Annotated in this window: 13 protein-coding genes; 12 read left to right on the forward strand and 1 reads right to left on the reverse strand. The window is 61.6% G+C overall.

All coding sequences use genetic code 11. The features are described 5' to 3' along the window. Window positions 1-48: 48 nt before the first annotated feature. The 6 genes from arcD to ACO77H_RS21310 all read left to right on the forward strand — a co-directional run bounded on the left by arcD (window position 49) and on the right by ACO77H_RS21310 (window position 7133). On the forward strand, window positions 49-1476 hold the full coding sequence (arcD, locus tag ACO77H_RS21285; protein WP_169954688.1) for an arginine-ornithine antiporter: 1428 nt from the start codon (window positions 49-51) through the stop codon (window positions 1474-1476). 34 nt (window positions 1477-1510) lie between these two features. Next, entirely contained in the window at window positions 1511-2767 is a 1257-nt protein-coding gene (gene arcA, locus ACO77H_RS21290) for an arginine deiminase (RefSeq protein WP_169954687.1), read from the forward strand. A gap of 69 nt (window positions 2768-2836) precedes the next feature. Beyond that, the gene (locus ACO77H_RS21295) at window positions 2837-3847 is read left to right on the forward strand and encodes an ornithine carbamoyltransferase (protein ID WP_038442811.1); all 1011 of its coding nucleotides are present in this window, start codon (window positions 2837-2839) and stop codon (window positions 3845-3847) included. A 200-nt stretch (window positions 3848-4047) separates the two neighbouring features. Beyond that, window positions 4048-4977: a carbamate kinase gene (arcC, locus tag ACO77H_RS21300; RefSeq protein WP_170041908.1), complete on the forward strand. Its 930-nt coding sequence runs from the start codon at window positions 4048-4050 to the stop codon at window positions 4975-4977. A gap of 60 nt (window positions 4978-5037) precedes the next feature. Then, window positions 5038-5400: a DUF5064 family protein gene (locus ACO77H_RS21305; protein WP_169954685.1), complete on the forward strand. Its 363-nt coding sequence runs from the start codon at window positions 5038-5040 to the stop codon at window positions 5398-5400. 224 nt (window positions 5401-5624) lie between these two features. Next, the gene (locus ACO77H_RS21310) at window positions 5625-7133 is read left to right on the forward strand and encodes a sigma-54-dependent transcriptional regulator (protein ID WP_169954684.1); all 1509 of its coding nucleotides are present in this window, start codon (window positions 5625-5627) and stop codon (window positions 7131-7133) included. Here the strand turns inward: ACO77H_RS21310 and ACO77H_RS21315 are convergent, their stop codons facing one another. Next, window positions 7134-11804 (reverse strand): hypothetical protein, encoded by a 4671-nt coding sequence (locus ACO77H_RS21315; protein ID WP_432754533.1) that lies wholly within the window; start codon window positions 11802-11804, stop codon window positions 7134-7136. Window positions 11805-12158: 354 nt separating this feature from the next. Here ACO77H_RS21315 and gcvH point away from each other — a divergent pair, with 354 nt between their 5' ends. The 6 genes from gcvH (at window position 12159) to ACO77H_RS21345 (ending at window position 19344) form a co-directional block, all read left to right on the forward strand. Beyond that, on the forward strand, window positions 12159-12542 hold the full coding sequence (gene gcvH / locus ACO77H_RS21320; protein WP_169954682.1) for a glycine cleavage system protein GcvH: 384 nt from the start codon (window positions 12159-12161) through the stop codon (window positions 12540-12542). 10 nt (window positions 12543-12552) lie between these two features. Further along, window positions 12553-15402 (forward strand): aminomethyl-transferring glycine dehydrogenase, encoded by a 2850-nt coding sequence (gene gcvP, locus ACO77H_RS21325; protein WP_432754534.1) that lies wholly within the window; start codon window positions 12553-12555, stop codon window positions 15400-15402. Window positions 15403-15601: 199 nt separating this feature from the next. Beyond that, complete coding sequence (locus tag ACO77H_RS21330) at window positions 15602-16978, forward strand: L-serine ammonia-lyase (protein WP_432754535.1); 1377 nt, start codon at window positions 15602-15604, stop codon at window positions 16976-16978. Window positions 16979-17017: 39 nt separating this feature from the next. Beyond that, on the forward strand, window positions 17018-18157 hold the full coding sequence (gcvT, locus tag ACO77H_RS21335) for a glycine cleavage system aminomethyltransferase GcvT (RefSeq protein ID WP_432754536.1): 1140 nt from the start codon (window positions 17018-17020) through the stop codon (window positions 18155-18157). A 389-nt stretch (window positions 18158-18546) separates the two neighbouring features. Beyond that, window positions 18547-18759 (forward strand): cold-shock protein, encoded by a 213-nt coding sequence (locus ACO77H_RS21340; protein WP_004887993.1) that lies wholly within the window; start codon window positions 18547-18549, stop codon window positions 18757-18759. A gap of 96 nt (window positions 18760-18855) precedes the next feature. Further along, the gene (locus ACO77H_RS21345; RefSeq protein WP_432754537.1) at window positions 18856-19344 is read left to right on the forward strand and encodes an RDD family protein; all 489 of its coding nucleotides are present in this window, start codon (window positions 18856-18858) and stop codon (window positions 19342-19344) included. Window positions 19345-19428: the final 84 nt, after the last annotated feature.

The raw sequence follows: 19428 nt of genomic DNA on the forward strand, positions 1-19428 counted from the left end.
GCACAGTTTTATTCTGTGGTCTCTCTTCTCCTGCATTGGAGTCACGCAATGTCTGAATCCCCCGGAAAACTTCGATTAGGCGCCCTTGTTGCTCTAGTTGTGGGCTCAATGATTGGCGGCGGGATCTTCTCGTTGCCGCAAAACATGGCCGCCAGCGCCGATGTCGGTGCGGTATTGATTGGTTGGGTTATCACTGCCGTAGGCATGTTGACCCTGGCCTTTGTATTCCAGACCCTGGCCAACCGTAAACCTGACCTGGACGGCGGCGTGTACGCCTACGCCAAGGCCGGTTTTGGCGACTACATGGGTTTCTCCTCAGCCTGGGGCTACTGGATCAGTGCCTGGCTGGGCAACGTCGGCTACTTCGTGCTGTTGTTCAGCACCCTCGGTTACTTCTTCCCCATCTTCGGCGAAGGCAACACCCCGGCAGCGGTGATTGGCGCGTCGGTGTTGTTGTGGGCCGTGCATTTTTTGGTGCTGCGCGGGATCAAGGAAGCCGCATTCATCAACCTGGTGACCACGGTCGCCAAGGTCGTGCCGCTGGTGCTGTTTGTGTTGATCGCCCTGTTCGCGTTCAAGCTGGACATCTTCACCGCTGACATCTGGGGCGTGAAAAACCCCGACCTGGGCAGTGTGATGAACCAGGTGCGCAACATGATGCTGGTCACCGTCTGGGTATTTATCGGTATCGAAGGCGCGAGCATCTTCTCGTCCCGTGCCGAAAAACGTTCGGACGTGGGCAAGGCCACCGTCATCGGCTTTATCACCGTGCTGCTGTTCCTGATGCTGGTGAACGTGCTGTCCCTGGGGATCATGACCCAACCGGAACTGGCCAAGCTGCAGAACCCGTCGATGGCGGCCGTGCTGGAGCATGTGGTCGGCCATTGGGGCGCGGTGTTGATCAGCGTCGGCTTGATCATCTCGTTGCTGGGCGCGCTGCTGTCGTGGGTGCTGCTGTGTGCAGAGATCATGTTCGCCGCCGCCAAAGACCACACCATGCCGGAGTTCCTGCGTAAGGAAAACGCCAACCATGTGCCGGTCAACGCCCTGTGGCTGACCAACGCCATGGTCCAGATCTTCCTGGTGATCACGCTGTTTTCCGCCAGTACCTACCTGTCGCTGATCTATCTCGCCACCTCGATGATCCTGGTGCCCTACCTGTGGTCGGCAGCCTACGCGCTGTTGCTGGCGGTACGCGGCGAGACCTACGAGGCGGCCCTGGCCGAGCGCAAGAAAGACCTGTTCATCGGCTCCATTGCCCTGATCTACGCGGTCTGGCTGCTGTATGCCGGTGGCACCAAATACCTGCTGCTCTCCGCCCTGCTCTACGCCCCCGGCGCGATCCTGTTCGCCAAGGCCAAGCGTGAACTGGGCAAACCGATTTTCACCAACGTCGAGAAGCTGATTTTCGCCGCAGTGGTCATTGGCGCCCTGGTGGCGGCCTATGGGCTCTACGACGGCTTCCTGACCCTGTAACACCTGAATCTTTTTGTTCACTGGAGGATCTGTAATGACCACGGAAAAAGTTAAGTACGGCGTACATTCCGAAGCCGGCAAACTGCGCAAAGTCATGGTGTGTTCCCCAGGTCTGGCCCATCAGCGGCTGACCCCCAACAATTGCGACGAACTGCTCTTCGATGACGTGCTCTGGGTGGCCCAGGCCAAGCGCGACCATTTCGACTTCGTTACCAAGATGCGCGAGCGCGATATCGATGTGCTGGAAATGCACAACCTGTTGACCGAGATTGTCGCCATCCCCGAAGCGCTGGACTGGATCCTGGAGCGCAAGATCACCGCCAACACGGTTGGCCTGGGCCTGGTCGATGAAGTCGGCTCGTGGCTCAAAAGCCTGGAGCCGCGCAAGATCGCCGAGTTCCTGATCGGTGGTGTATCCGCCGACGACCTGCCAAGCAGCTTCGGTGGCAAGACCATCGAGATGTTCCGCGACTTCCTCGGCCACTCAAGCTTTATCCTGCCACCGCTGCCCAACACCCAGTTCACCCGCGACACCACCTGCTGGATCTACGGTGGCGTGACGCTCAACCCGATGTACTGGCCGGCGCGACGCCAGGAAACCCTGCTGACCACCGCCATCTACAAGTTCCACCCAGAGTTCACCAACGCCGACTTCCAGATCTGGTACGGCGACCCTGACCAGGAGCACGGTGCAGCCACCCTGGAAGGCGGCGACGTGATGCCAATTGGCAACGGCGTGGTGTTGATCGGCATGGGCGAGCGCTCCTCCCACCAGGCCATCGGCCAACTGGCGCGCAACCTGTTCAAGAACAAGGCCGTGGAAAAAGTCATCGTTGCCGGCCTGCCCAAGTCCCGCGCCGCGATGCACCTGGACACCGTGTTCAGCTTCTGCGACCGCGACCTGGTAACCATCTTCCCCGAAGTAGTGAACCAGATCGTCGCCTTCACCCTGCGCCCTGACGAGAGCAAGCCCCACGGCATCGATATCCACCGCGAGAAAACCAACTTCCTCGACACCGTGGCCGCAGCGCTGGGCCTCAAGGCCCTGCGTGTGGTGGAAACCGGCGGCAACAGCTTCGCCGCCGAACGCGAACAGTGGGACGACGGCAACAACGTGGTGGCCGTGGAACCTGGCGTGGTGATCGGTTACGACCGCAACACCTACACCAACACCCTGCTGCGCAAGGCCGGTGTGGAAGTCATCACCATCAGCGCCGGCGAACTGGGCCGGGGCCGGGGCGGCGGCCACTGCATGACCTGCCCGATCATCCGCGACCCTATCGACTACTAAACGACCATCTCCCCGGCGGCATCCACCCGATGCCGCACGGGCCGATTACCGAATCCAAGGAGAATCATCATGGCGTTCAACATCCACAACCGTAACCTGCTGAGCCTGGAACACCACACCCCGCGCGAACTGCGCTACCTGCTGGACCTGTCCCGCGACCTCAAGCGCGCCAAGTACACCGGCACCGAGCAGCAGCACCTCAAGGGCAACAACATCGCGCTGATCTTCGAGAAAACCTCGACCCGCACCCGATGTGCCTTCGAAGTCGCGGCCTATGACCAGGGCGCCAACGTTACCTACATCGACCCGAACTCGTCGCAGATCGGCCACAAAGAAAGCATGAAAGACACCGCCCGCGTACTCGGGCGCATGTACGACGCCATTGAATACCGTGGCTTCAAGCAGGAAATCGTCGAAGAACTGGCGAAGTTCGCCGGGGTCCCGGTGTTCAACGGCCTGACCGATGAGTACCACCCAACCCAGATGATCGCCGACGTGTTGACCATGCGTGAACACGCTGACAAGCCGATCCACGACATCAGCTACGCCTACCTGGGCGACGCCCGCAACAACATGGGCAACTCGCTGCTGCTGGTCGGCGCCAAGCTGGGCATGGACGTACGCATCTGCGCACCAAAGGCCCTGTGGCCCCACGATGACCTGGTGGGTCGCTGCAAAAAATACGCAGAAGAAAGCGGTGCACGCATCACCCTCACCGAAGACCCGAAAGCCGCGGTCAAGGGCGTGGACTTTATCCACACCGACGTCTGGGTCTCCATGGGCGAGCCTGTGGAAGCCTGGGCCGAGCGTATCGAGCAACTGCTGCCGTACCAGGTCAATGCCCAATTGATGAAAGCCACCGGCAACCCACGCACCAAGTTCATGCACTGCCTGCCGGCGTTCCATAACAGCGATACCAAGGTCGGCAAACAGATTGCCGAACAGTATCCGCACCTGGCCAACGGCATCGAAGTGACCGACGACGTGTTCGAGTCCCCGGCCTGCATCGCCTTCGAGCAAGCGGAAAACCGCATGCACACCATCAAGGCGATCCTGGTTTCGACGCTGGCGGACCTGTAACCCAACACCGCTCCCACTGATGTAGCACGGGCAATGTGGGAGCGGGTTTTATGTGGGAGCCGGGCTTGCCCGCGATGCAGTCACCTCGGTCTGCCAGACATAGCGAGGTGAGGCCATCGCAGGCAAGCCAGCTCCCACATAAAGCCCGCTCCCACACTTGCTCCGGTGTTCACAAGGCCGAATTCTAGAAGGATTGCATTATGCGTATCGTCGTTGCACTGGGCGGTAACGCCCTGCTCCGCCGTGGTGAACCCATGACAGCGGACAACCAACGCGCCAATATCCGGATCGCCACCGAGCAGATTGCCAAGATCCATCCGGGCAACGAGCTGGTGATCGCCCACGGCAATGGGCCACAAGTCGGCCTGCTGTCGCTGCAAGCCGCCGCCTACACCCAGGTTTCGCCCTACCCGCTGGACGTGCTGGGTGCCGAAACCGAAGGCATGATCGGCTACATCATCGAACAGGAACTGGGCAACCTGCTGGACTTCGAAGTGCCTTTCGCCACCCTGCTGACCCAGGTTGAAGTGGACGCCAACGACCCGGCTTTCCAGAACCCGACCAAGCCGATCGGCCCGGTCTACTCCAAGGCCGAAGCGGAAAAACTGGCCGCCGAAAAAGGCTGGGCGATTGCCCCCGATGGCGATAAATATCGCCGGGTAGTGGCCAGCCCACGGCCCAAACGCATCTTTGAAATCCGCCCGATCAAGTGGCTGCTGGAAAAAAGCAGCATCGTGATCTGCGCAGGTGGCGGCGGCATCCCGACCATGTATGACGAGAACGGCAAGCTCAAGGGTATCGAAGCTGTGATCGATAAAGACCTGTGCTCCTCGCTGCTGGCCCAGCAACTGGAAGCCGACCTGCTGGTGATCGCCACCGACGTCAACGCGGCGTTTATCGACTTCGGCAAGCCGACGCAAAAGGCCATCGGCCAGGCGCACCCCGACGACATGGAAAAACTTGGCTTCGCCGCCGGCTCCATGGGGCCCAAGGTCCAGGCCGCCTGCGAGTTCGCCCGCAACACTGGCAAAACCGCAGTGATCGGTTCACTCTCGGACATCGAAGCCATCGTCCAGGGCACCGCCGGCACCCGTATCAGCACGGCAAAACCTGGCATCACCTACCTATAACTACACCAGGGCGGTTGTTGCAGCCGCCCTTCTCCAATGCCTTGTTAAGGAGAGACGCCTATGGCCATCTTTGAACCCGGTCACTTGCATATCGAACGCCACGCGTTGAATGCCCAGGATCACAGCTACGACCTGTGCATCGACTATGAAGTCAGCCAGGACCCAAAGGAAGGCAAGGGAATGCTCTTCAAAATGCACGGCTCCGTGCAGGGCAAGGACCTCAAGGAAGAATTCTTCCTGCCCAAGGACCAGGCCTACGACTTTGCCCGCCATGCCATGAACATCGCGCAGAAATACGGCATGCCGAAAACCGCGGTGCTCAACGGTGGCATGCATAAACAGTACGACCTGATGTTCGAGGATGTGCGCCACCAACTGGATGTAAAACCGGGCGACCCGATCAAGCCTGAACACCTGGAATAACAGACTTTTACTGACACAACAGAACCCACTGTGGGAGCGGGCTTGTGTGGGAGCGGGCTTGCTCGCGAAGGCGGAGGGTCAGTTGATGAATAATTGACTGACACACCGCCTTCGCGAGCAAGCCCGCTCCCACATTTGGACCTGTGTTACCTGTCAGATTTCACCTCTGCCCTGCTCCAAGGCATACTGGCCACCCTCCGCATTGCAGAATCAACATCCACCCCATGCGTATCCACGTCAGCTTCATCGACCGCGTCGGCATCACCCAGGAAGTCCTGGCCTTGCTCGGTGGGCGCAATCTCAACCTGGATGCGGTGGAGATGATCCCGCCCAACGTCTACATCGACGCGCCGACCCTGAGCGTGGAGGTGCTGGAAGAGTTGCGCGATGCGCTGTTCAGTGTGCAGGGCGTACAGGCGGTGACGGTGGTGGATATCCTTCCCGGCCAGCGCCGTCACCTGCAACTCGACGCCCTGCTGGCGGCCATGACCGACCCGGTCCTGGCCCTGGACAGTGCCGGCAAGGTGCTGCTGGCCAACCCGGCGCTGATCGCCCTCTATGGTCGCGAGCCGGCTGGCGAAAGCATCGCCGAGCTGTTTGAGGATCCGGCGCTGCTGGAAGCCTTGCTCGAACATGGCTTTCGCCTGCCCCTGCGCGAGATCAGCGTCAACGGCCAGACCTTATTGCTGGACGCCACACCGATCACCGATGCCGGCGCGCTGCTGACGTTGTACCAACCCAACCGTATCGGCGAGCGACTTTCGGCGCTGCACCATGACCATGCCGAAGGTTTCGACGCACTTTTGGGCGAGTCGCCGGCGATCCGCACCCTCAAGACCCGTGCGCAACGAGTGGCGGCCCTCGACGCCCCGCTGTTGATCCAGGGCGAGACCGGCACCGGCAAAGAGCTGGTGGCCCGCGCCTGCCATGCCATCAGTGCACGCCACAGCTCACCGTTCCTGGCGCTGAACTGCGCGGCACTCCCGGAAAACCTCGCCGAGAGCGAGCTGTTCGGCTACGCCCCCGGCGCCTTTACCGGGGCCCAGCGCGGCGGCAAGCCGGGGCTGATGGAGCTGGCCAACCAGGGCACGGTATTTCTCGACGAGATTGGCGAGATGTCGCCGTACTTGCAGGCCAAGCTCCTGCGTTTTCTCAATGACGGCAGCTTTCGCCGGGTCGGCGGCGACCGCGAGGTCAAGGTCAATGTGCGCATCCTCAGCGCCACCCACCGCGACCTGGAGAAAATGGTCAGCGAAGGCACCTTCCGCGAAGACCTGTTCTACCGCCTCAATGTGCTGAATGTGGAAGTGCCGCCCCTGCGCGAACGCGGCCAGGACATCCTGCTGCTGGCCCGCTACTTCATGCAGCAGGCCTGCGCGCAGATCCAGCGCCCGGTCTGCCGCCTGGCGCCGGGCACTTACCCGGCGCTGCTGGGCAACCGCTGGCCGGGTAACGTGCGCCAGTTGCAGAACGTGATCTTCCGCGCCGCCGCCATTTGCGAAAGCAACCTGGTGGACATTGGCGACCTGGATATCGCCGGCACCTCGGTCGCCCGCCAGAGCGACGGCGAAGTGGACAGCCTGGAGCAGGCAGTGGAGGACTTTGAGCGCAGCCTCCTGGAAAAGCTCTATACCACCTATCCCTCGACACGCCAGTTGGCCAACCGCCTACAGACGTCTCACACCGCTATCGCCCATCGATTGCGCAAGTACGGCATCCCCGGCAAGCCATGATCACCAAAAAACCCGGCGCCCTCGCTGGATCACCGCCCCGGTCGCGCTGAAAAACAGCTGCTGGGCCATGGCCGCGCTCAGGCGTGAATAGTAGATGGCGATCACGTCGCTGTCGGTCTTGTCGGCCAGGCCTCTAAAACTCATAAAGCGTTGTTCCGGGCGCTTGAGATGGCCGGCAGTGAAATCCGCATTGGCCGCCCCGGGAGTGCGGTAGTGAAAATGGGCGTAAGCCAACACCCTGCCCGCCTTGTCCTTGACCACATACTCCTGCAAAAAGTCATGCTCGCGCTTGAGCGCAATGCGCCCCTCTATCGGTAGGATCTGCACCTCATTCTGACTCTTGAGGTAGGCAATCCCCTCTTCATCCGGCGCCAGGCGCTTGACCATTTCGATCCGGATCAACCGGCCATGCTCCACCAGGCGGCTGGCGGCCTGCCCCAGCTCCTTGAGCAGAGGCTGTGCGGCAGCAGCGGTTTTCTCTTGCTCCAGGGCTTTGCGGATCTTGTCGGCCACCGTGCTGATTTTGCCGGCATGCCGCAACAGCCGGGCCTCGACGCTGGCGGGCAGGCTGGAAATACGCGCCTCGTTGCGGGCCTGCTCCAGCACGGTCGCCTGCCTGTCCAGCAGCTTGCGCCCATCGTCCTTGAGCCGCTCCAGGGAGCGCACCGCGCGCGCAGGCGGGGCGCTGGCCTCGGTGATCGACTCAAACTCATCCAGGCCAGGGGTCTGGCGAAAGCTCGCCACGACGCTTTGGTCAACCGGGTTGATAACATCGACAATGTCCTCGTTCAACTCCGGCGTACGCGCACGCACCTGGCCCACCAGGTACCGGCTCTTGCGGTCACGGATCAGGCGCTTGCCGCTGCCCACCGCAGGCCTGGGCCTGGACGCGGGGGCCTGTTCGCGCTCGCGCAGCAACGTCGCCAGGGAGCCGCGGGCTTCGTGTTCCATGGCGTTGAGCATTTTGTGCAAACGTTCGACGCTGCCCTCATACAACAAGTCAGAAGCCATATCACCAAAGTCGCGCAGGGAGGCCTGGGTGGTGTCGTACTCGAACAGAATCGCCTCATACCCGTCGATGCGCTGCTGCACACTCAGTGAGCTGGCGTCTTGCAAGGTTTTTTGCGACTGCACCGATTGAATCGTCTCGTCGATCAGGGTCCCGATGCGGATGAAATCGTCATACTCCTCCGGCAGCGGCGGCCGGCGCAGGATCACCCCACCCAATGCCTTCAGTTGTACGGACTTCCAGTCCAGCGGCGTGCCCAGCGTCGAGGGCTGCAACGCATCAGCGCGTGATTCATACCCGGGCACCTCGGTCAGCCGGGCATAGTTGTTGCGTTCCAGGATGCTCAAATCGATCAGCTTTTCGTTGTAGCCAATGATCGTCTGCGTAGCCTGAACGAGCGAGTGGTGGGCTGCCTGAACCACGGCCACATCTTCATGGTCCAGTTGCTCATGCAACTGGCTACGGCGCTCGGCAGGCAGCACCTCGGTGGCGCGGTTGGTGACCAGCACTGCCATGCGCACCCGCAGGTTTTCGACCAGGTCTTCCAGTTGCAGGATCCTCTCCGGTTCGAAGCGCTCCACGGGTTTGTTGGCGTTTTTTGCAAGTAACGCGTCCAGCTTGTCGAACTGCGCCCGGCTGAGTTTCTCCAGGTCGCCCAGGTAATGGTTGCGCAGGTCCTGCAGGGACCGATCAAAGAGTTTTTCCGGGCTGCCCTCGTGTGCCTCTTTAAAGTGCTCTTCGCTGGCTGCCACGGCACTTTCAGCCTCAAGCAGGCGCGCCGTGGTCTCCTGATAATGGTGCTCAAACATTTGGTTCTGGCGCTGGATATTGGCGCGTCGGGCGGCCGCCGACAGCTTTGGATGGCCACCGAGCAATTGCAGGCCCAGGTCGACGTTCCACACCCCGTGTGCATCCTTGCGCAGCCAGGGGCCGACGCGCTGGGGGGCTCGTAGGTCGATGATGCGCCAGCGCCCCTCAACCTGCCTGACCCCATACAGCTTGCTGTCCAGCAGCATGTAGTCTTCATGGCTGACGGTTGCGTCGGCGCGCAGCACCGCAACTCGGCCCCGTACGGGACTGTCCGGCGAGTTGATCGCAGGGGTCGCCGGCCACTGCTCGCGGCGCCCGGGCGACCAGCGAAAGGTTGCCAGTTGTGCCTGCTGCGCCGCGTCGAGACGCAGCCGCGAGTTTGCCCAGGACAAATCCATACCCGTCACATCCGCCCGCGAACGCTGCCAGGCAGAAGCCGACAGCGTTTGCTGAACATGGGCCGTGGAGGTCTGGATGGGCGCCGACCGGAACTCGCTCAGCCGTAAGCGTTGATCAAGGCTGACGACTGGACTCAGTAGCAAACCTGCGAGGCTGCCGAGCAATTCGGCCAGGGTAGTGGCCGATTCTTCCTGGCTAGCCCCGGCCGGCAACGCCAACACCGCACGAAAACTGCCATACACCTGGGCCAACCACCCCGCCACCGCCACCGACCTTCTGAGCATTGGCAGCAGAGCATTGAATATCTGCCATAGGTTGTTCTTGAACAGCGTCCAGCGCAGCGCCTCGACCGAGGTTGCGCGCTGTTCGGCGGCCTGCCACAGGCTCTTGGCGTTGTCATCGAAAACCGCCTCCAGGAACACCCCCGGCACGCACTCGTCACTGAGCAACGCCGGGCTGGAGGGGGCCGGCACGGCGTATTCGTCCCCCTGTAGAAAACGCTGCACATGAGGGCTGAGAAATCCACCATTGCCGAACAACGCCCGGCTCTTGTCAGGCAGACGCTCAAGCACTAGCGCCTGCAAATCACTGCCGGGGCGCGCGATCTCGTCGAGCAGCGCCTGGCGGCTGGCAAACTGTTGCAGGGCCGCCTCGGCCTGATCGGGCCGATACAGGATATGGGGCAATTCACCGTTATCCCGCGCACCGAGCACAAACAGGTTGCGGGCCTTGTGCACGGCGCCACCGGCATGGGTCAGGAACGCCAGGGGCCGGGCGACGATGACTTGGTTGCCGACTGTGCGCTGCAGCGGATCGTCCTGCAGCAGTGCGAGTACCACCGCTGCGCCTGACGGGGTAAACCCGTTGCGCCGGCGCAGGCTGTTTTCAAGGGCCCGCAGGGGCAACTGGAGCGCCATCTGCTCGACAAACAGGCGCCGGCGCCGTGCCGACTCTAGCGGGTCCACCAGCAACGCCTGCTTGAGCAGCGCCGGGTAGTGCAGGCCCACATCGACCGTTTCGATGAGTTTTTTCAGGTACGCCGGCTGCATCCACCTGGCGGGCACAACGCCTGGCCCGGCCTGGTGGCTGATCTGCACACTGGCGTAGGGGGTGGCGAAGGGGTTTTCCAGGGCCCAGGAGGTCAAGGTCCTGGTGCTGCGTTGCGTCCAGCCCACCGTTGCACCCTGGGTGCGTTCAAACGTCAGCAGGTAATCATCCGGGTTGATTGCCGCATGTTGCGGGTAATCCAGGCGCATCTGGCGTTGCAGCGCTTTGCGCGCAAACACGTCAATCGGGTCCAGGCCATCGAGGAACGACGCGCCACCCGTACGCTTGTGCAGGTGCGCCAGGCGCTCCAGCCATTGGCCGTAAGTGTGCCGATCAGCGCTGCTGGCCGCCTGCAACCACACTGGCAACTGCTCTTCGTGGGGCGGCTGGACATAATCGGCCTCGAACCAGACCTCGGGCGCAGTGAGCTTGTGCAGCAGGCGCTTGTAGCTGTCGACATCGGGCAATGCCGACCAGTCGACCCGCTTCAGCGCCCTGAACTGGCGCTCCAGCAAGGCCTGGGCCTGCGCATCGAAGACATCGCCCTGGGGCTCCCGGAGCCCCCATCTGACAAGCAGGCCGGGGCTGTAGTGGCTCATGTAGCGTGGCAGCAGGTTGCCCAACTCATCCAACGTACTGAGCTTGAGCACGCTCATCGCCGGCACATAGACCAGGTTGACCTGGTGCTGCGCCACCTCGCGCTGCAAGACCAACAGCGGCAGCCATTCGCCCGGCAGCCCATCCTGCCCCGCATACACTTGATAAATCCGCAGCACATGGACCCCGCCCAGCGCCTGGCGATCCGCCTGGTACCCCCAGAGTTCTTGCGGCCCGTCGCCCAGGCCCAGGAGCTTTTGGCCTTGCTCCTTCGTCAGCGGCGGGTTCTGCCGGGCGCTGAGCAGGCACTCGCGCAGTTGCTTGGCGACCGCCCCCCAACGACTCAAAGCTGTATCGCCTGGAACATGGGCGTTCCAATAGGCCAACAGCCTCGCGTTAAAACCATCGGGCAATTCGGGCGCCAGGGTGTTGAGCATGATCGCGACATCATTGACCGAAACAGCGCCAATGAACGGGACAAGGCCCTGGGTTACCGAGCTGACCAGCACGCAATGCTGACCTGGCACATAACTTGGCACGTCGCGGCTCATGCAGCGCCGGATCAGGGCGTCGCTCAAGGTGCTGAGCTGGGCATAGCTGACGCCATTGGCCTGGGACGGCTGCCTTGAACCGATCCAGGTGCTGCCGGCCTGCAAACCGCTGTCACTGAATTGGTCGTTGATCCATTCCTGGATCATCGACTCGGCCACTTGCGCCAATGTCGGGCGCTGGGCGAACAGGTGCGCGAGAAAGTCGCGGGAAGCCTGTAGTTGTGAAATGCCCTGATTGGCCTCAATTGAATTGCTCATGCTGCGCGTCCTGATCGTCGGGAAGGGCAAAAAATACGCCGCTCTCAACTGCACTGTGCGCTGCATAAGTCTCCTGGCGTTATCCACGGGGGAACTTATCGTAGCGAAAACGCTACACCGGAACGTTTTCAATACACCACTGATCGGCCTTCGCTACGCAAGGCTTTGATCCAGATAGGCTTTTTTTCCGCCGTCGATCTGTAGCGAATTCGCTACATGACGGTTGGTCGAATGTTTTTAGATTCATCACAACCATTTGATTTATAACAACAAAATTATATTGGCCGCGTTTTTGCTAAGGACTTTCCTATTCTAATCCCGTCCACCAGACGATTCTGGCCCTGAGGAGTTTCCATGAGCGAATTGCGTTTTACTGAAGATCACGAATGGCTGCGCGCCGAAGCCGACGGCAGCGTCACCGTGGGTATTACCGCGTTCGCGCAAAACGCCCTGGGCGATGTGGTGTACGTGCAATTGCCTGAGCTGAAGGCCTACGACCAGGGTGCCGAAGCCTCCACCGTGGAGTCGGTCAAGGCTGCCAGCGGCGTGTACATGCCCCTGACCGGCGAAGTGCTGGAAGTGAACGACAAGCTCAGCGACAGCCCGGAGTTGGTCAACGAAGACCCGATGGGCGAAGGCTGGTTCTTCCGCTTTAAACCGGCTGATGCCACTGCGGTAGCTAAGCTGTTGGATCAGGACGCATACGACCGCCTGATCAAAGCCAACGCCCAAGCTTGAGGAGCGCGCCATGACCGTTAATTTGAGCACCGCCAACGAGTTTATCGCCCGCCATATCGGCCCGCGCCAGGACGACGAGCAGCAGATGCTCGCAACCCTGGGCTTTGATTCCCTCGAAGCCCTGAGCGCCAGCGTGATCCCGGAAAGCATCAAGGGCACCGCCGTGCTCGGCCTTAGCGATGGCCTGAGCGAAGCCGATGCCCTGGCCTCGATCAAGGCCATCGCCGCCAAGAACCAACTGTTCAAGACTTACATCGGCCAGGGCTACTACAACTGCCACACACCGTCGCCGATCCTGCGCAACCTCCTGGAAAACCCGGCCTGGTACACCGCCTACACGCCGTACCAGCCGGAGATTTCCCAGGGTCGCCTGGAAGCGCTGCTGAACTTCCAGACCCTGATCAGCGACCTCACCGGCCTGCCGATCGCCAACGCCTCCCTGCTCGACGAAGCCACCGCTGCCGCCGAAGCCATGACCTTCTGCAAGCGCCTGAGCAAGAACAAGGGCAGCAACGCGTTCTTCGCCTCGGTGCACAGCCACCCACAGACCCTCGACGTGCTGCGCACCCGTGCCGAGCCGTTGGGCATCGACGTGGTGGTGGGCGATGAGCGTGAACTGACCGACGTCAGCCCGTTCTTCGGCGCGCTGCTGCAATACCCGGCCAGCAACGGTGACGTGTTCGACTACCGCGAACTGACCGAACGCTTCCACGCCGCCAACGCCCTGGTGGCCGTGGCCGCCGACCTGCTGGCCCTGACCCTGCTGACCCCACCGGGTGAGTTCGGCGCCGACGTGGCCATCGGCAGTGCGCAACGCTTCGGCGTGCCGCTGGGCTTTGGTGGCCCGCACGCCGCTTACTTCTCCACCAAGGACGCGTTCAAGCGCGATATGCCGGGGCGTCTGGTCGGTGTGTCCGTAGACCGTTTCGGCAAGCCGGCCCTGCGCCTGGCCATGCAGACCCGCGAGCAACATATCCGCCGCGAGAAGGCCACCAGTAACATCTGCACCGCCCAGGTACTGCTGGCCAACATCGCCAGCATGTACGCGGTGTACCACGGCCCCAAAGGCCTGGTGCAGATCGCCACGCGCATTCATCACCTGGCCGCGATCCTGGCCAGTGGCTTGACCGCGCTGGGCCTCAAGGTTGAACAAGAGACCTTCTTCGACACCCTGACCCTGGTCACCGGCACCAACACTGCAGCCCTGCACGACCAGGCCCGTGCCCAGCGCATCAACCTGCGCGTCGTGGACGCGGCGCGCCTGGGCCTGTCGGTGGACGAAACCACCACCCAGGCCGACATCGAAACCCTGTGGAGCGTGTTCGCAGGCGGCAAAGCCCTACCGGACTTCGCCGCCCTCGCCGCCAGCGTCGACAGCACCCTGCCTGCCGCACTGCTGCGCCAGTCGCCGATCCTCAGCCATCCGGTGTTCAACCGTTATCACTCGGAAACCGAGCTGATGCGCTACCTGCGCAAGCTGGCCGACAAGGACCTGGCGCTGGATCGCACCATGATCCCGCTGGGCTCGTGCACCATGAAGCTCAACGCCGCCAGTGAAATGATCCCGGTGACCTGGGCCGAGTTCGGCGCCCTGCACCCGTTCGCCCCGGCCGAGCAAAGCGCCGGCTACCTGCAACTGACCAGCGAACTGGAAGCCATGCTTTGCGCGGCCACCGGTTACGACGCGATCTCCCTGCAGCCGAACGCCGGCTCCCAAGGCGAGTACGCAGGCCTCTTGGCCATCCGTGCCTATCACCAGAGCCGTGGCGATGAACGTCGCGATATCTGCCTGATTCCTTCGTCGGCCCACGGCACCAACCCGGCCACCGCCAACATGGCCGGCATGCGTGTGGTCGTCACCGCCTGCGACGCCCGGGGCAACGTGGACATCGAAGACCTGCGCGCCAAGGCCATCGAGCACCGCGAACACCTCGCCGCACTGATGATCACCTACCCGTCGACCCACGGCGTGTTCGAGGAAGGCATCCGCGAAATCTGCGGGATCATCCATGACAACGGCGGCCAGGTGTATATCGACGGCGCCAACATGAACGCCATGGTCGGCCTGTGTGCCCCGGGCAAGTTCGGCGGCGACGTGTCGCACCTGAACCTGCACAAGACCTTCTGCATCCCCCATGGCGGTGGCGGCCCGGGTGTTGGCCCGATTGGCGTCAAGTCGCACCTCACGCCATTCCTGCCCGGCCACGCGGCCATGCAGCGCAAGGAAGGTGCGGTGTGTGCAGCACCGTTCGGCAGCGCGAGCATCCTGCCGATCACCTGGATGTACATCAGCATGATGGGCGGCGCGGGCCTCAAGCGCGCTTCGCAGTTGGCGATCCTCAATGCCAACTACATTTCCCGTCGCCTGGAAGAGCACTACCCGGTGCTGTACACCGGCAGCAACGGTCTGGTGGCCCACGAATGCATCCTGGACCTGCGCCCACTCAAGGACAGCAGCGGCATCAGCGTGGATGACGTGGCCAAGCGCCTGATCGACTTTGGGTTCCATGCGCCGACCATGTCGTTCCCGGTGGCTGGCACCTTGATGATCGAGCCGACCGAAAGCGAATCCAAGGAAGAACTGGACCGTTTCTGCGACGCCATGATCGCCATCCGCGAAGAGATCCGCGCAGTGGAAAACGGCACGTTGGACAAGGACGACAACCCGCTGAAAAACGCTCCGCACACGGCAGCTGAAATCGTCGGTGAATGGAGCCATCCGTACAGCCGCGAACAAGCGGTGTATCCGGTAGCGTCGCTGATCGAAGGCAAGTACTGGCCGCCGGTGGGCCGGGTCGACAACGTGTTTGGCGATCGCAACCTGGTGTGTGCGTGCCCCTCGATCGAGAGCTACGCGTAACCTGAGCGGTAGAACGCGGTCAATGTGGGAGCTGGCTTGTCGGGTCGCCGCATCGCCGCGATAGTGGTGTATCAGTAACAGAAATGTTGCCTGACCCACCGCTATCGCGGCGATGCGGCGACCCGACAAGCCCGGCTCCCACAGGGATCGAGTACAACCGAAAATCTGCGCCCAATAATAAGAAACCGGAGAACAACTCATGTCTTTAAGCGTGTTCGACCTGTTCAAGATTGGCATCGGCCCCTCAAGCTCTCACACCGTCGGCCCGATGCGTGCCGCCGCCCGCTTCGTCGAGGGCCTCAAGCGCGATAACCTGCTGGGCGCCACCGCCAGCATCAAGGTGGAGCTCTACGGATCTCTGGGTGCCACCGGCAAAGGCCACGGCAGCGACAAGGCCGTGTTGCTGGGCCTGGAGGGCGAACACCCGGACACCGTGAACACTGAAACCGTGGCCGCGCGCCTTGCACAGATGCGCAGCGACAGTCGCTTGAACCTGCTCGGTGAACACAGCATTGCGTTCAACGAGAAAGAACACCTGGCGATGATTCGCAAACCCCTCGCCTATCACCCCAACGGCATGATCTTTCGTGCGTTTGACGCCGCCGGCATCCAGATTCGCAGCCGCGAGTACTACTCGGTGGGCGGCGGTTTTGTGGTGGATGAAGACGCCGCCGGCGCCGACCGGATCGTCGAAGACGCCACGCCCCTGACCTTCCCTTTCAAGCACGCCAAGGATTTGCTGGGCCATTGCACCACGTATGGGCTGTCCATCAGCCAGGTGATGCTGACCAACGAAAGCGCCTGGCGCCCGGAAGCCGAGACCCGCAGCGGCCTGCTGAAGATCTGGCAGGTCATGCAGGACTGCGTGGCCGCCGGTTGCCGCAATGAAGGGATCCTGCCCGGAGGCTTGAAGGTCAAGCGCCGTGCGGCCGCGCTGCATCGCCAACTGTGCAAGAACCCGGAGTCGGCGCTGCGCGACCCGCTGTCGGTGCTGGATTGGGTCAACCTGTATGCCCTGGCGGTCAATGAAGAAAACGCCAACGGCGGGCGCGTGGTCACGGCGCCCACCAACGGTGCCGCCGGGATCGTGCCGGCGGTATTGCATTACTACATGCGCTTTATTCCCGGTGCCAATGAAGACGGCGTGGTGCGCTTCCTGCTCACCGCCGCGGCCATCGGCATCCTCTACAAAGAAAACGCCTCGATCTCCGGGGCCGAGGTCGGCTGCCAGGGTGAAGTGGGCGTGGCCTGTTCCATGGCCGCCGGGGCCTTGTGCGAAGTGCTGGGCGGCACGGTTTCCCAGGTGGAAAACGCCGCTGAAATCGGCATGGAGCACAACCTCGGCCTGACCTGCGACCCGATTGGCGGTTTGGTGCAGGTGCCCTGCATTGAGCGCAACGCCATGGGCTCGGTGAAGGCGATCAATGCGGTGCGCATGGCCTTGCGCGGCGACGGGCAGCACTTCGTGTCCCTCGACAAGGTGATCCGCACCATGCGCCAGACCGGCGCCGATATGAAAAGCAAATACAAGGAAACCGCCCGTGGCGGTTTGGCCGTCAACATTATCGAGTGCTGATGCTTATAAATGCGCCAGCACGTTTTTCAGGAGCTGAATATGTCCACCCAAACCCTGTTGAAAACCCCGCTGCACGCCCTGCATCTTGAACTGGGCGCGCGCATGGTGCCGTTCGCCGGCTATGACATGCCGGTGCAATACCCCCTGGGCGTGATGAAAGAACACCAGCACACCCGTGAGCAGGCCGGGCTGTTCGATGTGTCGCACATGGGCCAGATCCGCCTGACCGGCGCCAACGCCGCCAAGGCCCTGGAAACCCTGGTGCCGGTGGATATCATCGATCTGCCCGTGGGCATGCAGCGCTACGCCATGTTCACCAACGATCAGGGCGGCATCCTCGATGACCTGATGGTCGCCAACCTGGGTAACGACGAGCTGTTTCTCGTGGTCAACGCCGCCTGCAAGGATCAGGACCTGGCGCACCTGCGTCAGCATCTGGGCGAGCAATGCCAGATCGAGCCGCTGTTTGAAGAACGCGCCCTGCTGGCCCTGCAAGGCCCGGCGGCAGTCAAGGTGCTGGCGCGCCTGGCACCGGAAGTGACCAAGATGACCTTTATGCAATTTGCGCCCCTGCGCCTGCTGGGGGTGGAGTGCTACGTCAGCCGTTCCGGCTATACCGGCGAAGACGGCTTTGAAATCTCGGTACCTGCGGCCAACGCCGAGAGCCTGGCCCGCAGCCTGCTGGCCGAAGCCGAAGTTGAAGCCATTGGCCTGGGCGCCCGCGACTCCCTGCGCCTGGAAGCCGGCCTGTGCCTCTATGGCCACGATATGAACACCGAGACCACGCCGATTGAGGCCAGCCTGCTGTGGGCGATTTCCAAGGTGCGTCGTGCCGACGGCGCGCGTGCCGGCGGCGCGCGTGCCGGCGGTTTCCCGGGCGCAGACCGGATCTTCACTCAGCAGCAGACCGGCGTCAGCCGCAAGCGCGTCGGCCTGCTGCCCCAGGAACGTACGCCGGTGCGTGAAGGTGCAGAAATTGTCGACGAACACGGCACCGTAATCGGCAGCGTGTGCAGCGGCGGCTTTGGCCCCAGCCTCGGCGGCCCGCTCGCCATGGGCTACCTCGACACAGCCTTTACCGCGCTGGATTGCGAAGTCTCAGCGCTGGTGCGTGGGAAAAAGGTGCCACTTCGTGTAAGTAAAATGCCATTCGTGCCACAACGTTACTACCGTGGCTGATTGACTGTTCCTATAAGTAACGCGGTTGTGTTCATTTGCACTAATCTGTAACGCAACCGCCATAAAACAGTGCACTGACGATAGTCAATGTTATGTCGATTAACCTATAACAAGTGATCCACGCTATCGAATAACACAGCCCGACAATAGTTGACCGAAGTGTCATGAAGGCGAGTAAATACGCGGCTTGCAGAGGGCTTGTTTTTTCTGTCTTAGTTGTCGTAGAGTTTGCTCACTGTGTTTGCATGGGTCGCTTGGAACCTGGACCTGGGCAGTAGCCAAAGTTCGCTACAACCCGTTCGACGTCTCTTACTTTCCTGCAACCCAGCCCAGTACTCTTTCAGGTGAAAGGGGCTGTCATTAATTTTTAGCGTCAAGGAAATAAGAAAATGGCTGAACGTCAGAGCGGTACCGTCAAGTGGTTTAACGACGAGAAAGGGTTTGGTTTTATCACTCCAGAAAGCGGTGCGGACCTGTTCGTGCATTTCCGCGCTATCCAAGGCAACGGCTTCAAGAGCCTGAAAGAAGGCCAGAAAGTGACCTTCATCGCTGTGCAGGGCCAAAAAGGCATGCAGGCTGACGAAGTACAAGCAGAAGGCTGATCCTTACTGCGACAAAAAGCCTCTGGTGGTGACATCAGAGGCTTTTTTATGTGCGTTTGTCCGTAAAATGGCTTTTTTCCTCCAGAGAGCCGAGCCATGTCGAAACACCTGCTGAGCCCCCAAGGCGAATTCCCCGCCGTTGGCCTGGGCCGTCGTCTGGCAGCGATGTTCTATGACTTCCTGTTATGTACCGCCCTGCTGATCGTCACTGCCTTCCTCTATAAGCTGGTGTGGATCGCCTTTGTGGGTGAAGCAAAAATGCGCACGCTCTCGGAATCCGGCGCGCTGGACGGTGATCCGCTGCTGTCGACGATTCTGTTTTTTGTACTGTTTGGTTTCTTTGCCAAGTTCTGGACCCATTCCGGGCAGACGTTGGGTATGCAAGTGTGGGGTGTACGCGTGCAGAACACGGACGGCTCGCGCATCAGCCTGTGGCAGGCGCTGTTGCGTTTTGTGGTGTCGATTGCATCGTGGTTATGCGCAGGGCTGGGGTTTATCTGGTCGCTGGTGGACAAGAAACAGCGGGCCTGGCATGACATCTATTCCGACACGCAGCTGGTGCGGATCCCGAAGAAAAAGAAATAACTCCAGGCCAATGAGATCCAAATGTGGGAGCGGGCTTGCCCGCGATAACGGTGTGTCAGTCACTACATGTGCAGACTGATCCAC

The organism is Pseudomonas sp. WMBT8 (genome assembly GCF_050916005.1).
In the GTDB taxonomy this organism is placed as follows: Bacteria; Pseudomonadota; Gammaproteobacteria; order Pseudomonadales; family Pseudomonadaceae; genus Aquipseudomonas.

Excerpts from the sequence above, each read along its gene's own strand:
- arcD (WP_169954688.1), top strand. The coding sequence starts at position 49 with ATGTCTGAATCCCCCGGAAAACTTCGATTAGGCGCCCTTGTTGCTCTA.
- arcA (WP_169954687.1), top strand. The coding sequence starts at position 1,511 with ATGACCACGGAAAAAGTTAAGTACGGCGTACATTCCGAAGCCGGCAAA.
- ACO77H_RS21295 (WP_038442811.1), top strand. The coding sequence starts at position 2,837 with ATGGCGTTCAACATCCACAACCGTAACCTGCTGAGCCTGGAACACCAC.
- arcC (WP_170041908.1), top strand. The coding sequence starts at position 4,048 with ATGCGTATCGTCGTTGCACTGGGCGGTAACGCCCTGCTCCGCCGTGGT.
- ACO77H_RS21305 (WP_169954685.1), top strand. The coding sequence starts at position 5,038 with ATGGCCATCTTTGAACCCGGTCACTTGCATATCGAACGCCACGCGTTG.
- ACO77H_RS21310 (WP_169954684.1), top strand. The coding sequence starts at position 5,625 with ATGCGTATCCACGTCAGCTTCATCGACCGCGTCGGCATCACCCAGGAA.
- ACO77H_RS21315 (WP_432754533.1), bottom strand. The coding sequence starts at position 11,804 with ATGAGCAATTCAATTGAGGCCAATCAGGGCATTTCACAACTACAGGCT.
- gcvH (WP_169954682.1), top strand. The coding sequence starts at position 12,159 with ATGAGCGAATTGCGTTTTACTGAAGATCACGAATGGCTGCGCGCCGAA.
- gcvP (WP_432754534.1), top strand. The coding sequence starts at position 12,553 with ATGACCGTTAATTTGAGCACCGCCAACGAGTTTATCGCCCGCCATATC.
- ACO77H_RS21330 (WP_432754535.1), top strand. The coding sequence starts at position 15,602 with ATGTCTTTAAGCGTGTTCGACCTGTTCAAGATTGGCATCGGCCCCTCA.
- gcvT (WP_432754536.1), top strand. The coding sequence starts at position 17,018 with ATGTCCACCCAAACCCTGTTGAAAACCCCGCTGCACGCCCTGCATCTT.
- ACO77H_RS21340 (WP_004887993.1), top strand. The coding sequence starts at position 18,547 with ATGGCTGAACGTCAGAGCGGTACCGTCAAGTGGTTTAACGACGAGAAA.
- ACO77H_RS21345 (WP_432754537.1), top strand. The coding sequence starts at position 18,856 with ATGTCGAAACACCTGCTGAGCCCCCAAGGCGAATTCCCCGCCGTTGGC.